Source organism: Microbacterium sp. P2_F9, from assembly GCF_056403635.1.
Map to the genome: position 1 here is coordinate 1 of NZ_JBFUFC010000336.1, position 2,264 is coordinate 2,264.

The following is a 2,264-nucleotide window of genomic DNA, read 5'->3' on the forward strand; positions in this document are numbered from 1 at the left end:
CTACGACTCCGAAGACCTCCGCGAGTACGCGGGCATCCTGCAAGGCGACCAGTACCACGTCGTCGTCGCAAACCCGCCCTACATCACGGTCAAGGATAGAAGCCTCAACCAGCGCTATCGAGAGCTGTACAAGACGTGCGCGGGCGCCTATGCGCTSTCGGTGCCATTCATGGAGCTCCTATTCAGACTCGCAAGACGCGCGAACAAGGGTGGTGCGGGCTTCGTTGGTCAAATCACGTCAAACTCGTTCATGAAGCGCGAGTTCGGTAAGAAACTGATCCAACAATTCCTTTCCGGGGAATTTACAGGAATGTCGCCCGATTATGTCGACCTGACTCACATCGTTGACACTTCTGGTGCCTACATCCCTGGCCACGGAACGCCGACAGTTATTCTCGTCGGCCGGCCACGAAAACCCCAGGTCGCTGAGATTCGTGCTGTGCTTGGGGTGCGTGGCGAGGCCGGGCAACCGAGTGTGGCAGCAGAAGGACTCGTTTGGCGCGACATTCYCGATCATCTAGACAGCCCCGGATACAACGGCCCCTATGTCTCGGTTGCCGACGCTCCCCGCAGCAGGTATGCAATATTCCCGTGGTCGCTAACTGGTGGCGGCACTGGCGAACTTCGAGCCCTCGTAGAGAGTCGYGCTCAGTCCTCCCTGTCGCAATGGGTGAGCGAAGTGGGCTTCGGTGCCGTCACTCGTGAGGATGACGTGTATCAGGTCGGTACGGCGACACTCGAGCGACTGCGAATCTCGTCGTCCCACCGGACAACGCTAGTTACTGGCGGATCGKTTCGTGACTTTGCTCTGTCCAGCGTTGTTCCTGACGGAATCTGGCCGTATGAACCCGGTAGCCTGCAAGCACGCGCCGACGAATCAACGCTGAGATTTCTTTGGCGTTGGAAGCGTCAGTTGCGTGAACGGGTTGCTTTCGGGGCGACTCAGATAGAGCGCGGCAAAGAGTGGTTCGAGTATTCGATGTTCTTCGAACGACGATTTGCCAATCCGCTATCAATTGCATACGCCGAAGTGTCTACGCACAACCATTTTGTGCTCGACCGTGGTGGCAAGGTGTTCGATCGCACCGCCCCAGTGATCAAGTTGCGTGCTGGCTCTTCGGAGAATGACCACTACGACCTCCTCGGCGTCCTAAACTCGTCCGTTTCGCTCTTCTGGTTGAAGCAAGTCAGCTTCAACAAGGGCAACGGAGGTGTTGGCGGCGGAATTGGTGATGAGCCCTGGGAGCCGCGCTATCAGTTCAGCGCAACCAAACTGTTGGACTTCCCACTGCCGGCGGATCGGGGACGCGACCTCGCCCGCCGAGCTGACGAGACTGCTCGCGCACGCGCCAATGCCACGCCAAGTGCCGTCCTCAGGGCGTCAGGACCCGCCGCCCTTACCGCCGCGAAGGCGGAGTGGTTGCAGCTCGGCCGTGAGCTGACCTACCTGCAGGAGGAACTGGACTGGCAGACCTATGTCGCCTACGGGCTTGCTGAGCCGGAGCTCGCGCCCGAGGTGTCCGAGCTCGTGCCGATCGATCCGAGCGAGCGCATCTTCGAGATCATACTTGCGCGGACGGTTGCGACCGGGGAAGCGGAAACAGTGTGGTTTGAGCGCCACGGTCGCGCACCCCTGACCGAGTTCCCATCGAGTTGGCCGGAGTGGCATCGGGATCTCACGGAGCGGCGGATCGCGGCGATCGAATCGAACCCGTCGTTGCGTCTGCTGGAGCAGCCCGAGTACAAGCGGCGCTGGGCGGGTGCGACATGGGATCAGCTAGTGAAGGAGGCGCTAGGGAAGGCGCTTCTGGATCGGCTTGAGGCCACCGAGATCTGGCACGATTCGTCCGGTCGCCCACTCGTCCGCTCGGCCGCGCAGGTTGCCGACACCCTGCGGCGGGATCAGCGGTTCCGCGAGCTGATGGCGGTCGACACAGCTTCGTACGATTACGACCTGACTACCGAGATTAGCAAGCTCCTCGCCGACGCGGCGGTGCCCGGTCTTGCGGCGCTTCGGTACAAGCCGTCAGGACTGCAGAAGTTCCAGGCATGGGAGCACACGTGGGAGTTGCAGCGTTTGGAGGACCGTGGGGAGCGGGTCGATGTTCCAGTGCCGCCGAAGTACGGTCCGACCGATTTCGCGAAGACCTCGTATTGGTCGGCGCGCGGCAAGCTCGACGTGCCGAAAGAGCGGTTCATCTCTGTTCCGGGGTCGAAGCTGCCGGACGACACGACCGAGGTGTATGGCTGGGCCGGATGGGACC

The 2,264-nt window shown here is 61.2% G+C and carries 1 protein-coding gene; it reads left to right on the top strand.

Annotation, left to right across the window (positions count from 1 at the left end):
* The coding region (gene pglX, locus AC1DVT_RS19670; RefSeq protein ID WP_477391019.1) for a BREX-2 system adenine-specific DNA-methyltransferase PglX at nt 1-2,264 on the top strand (2,264 nt) is incomplete at both ends.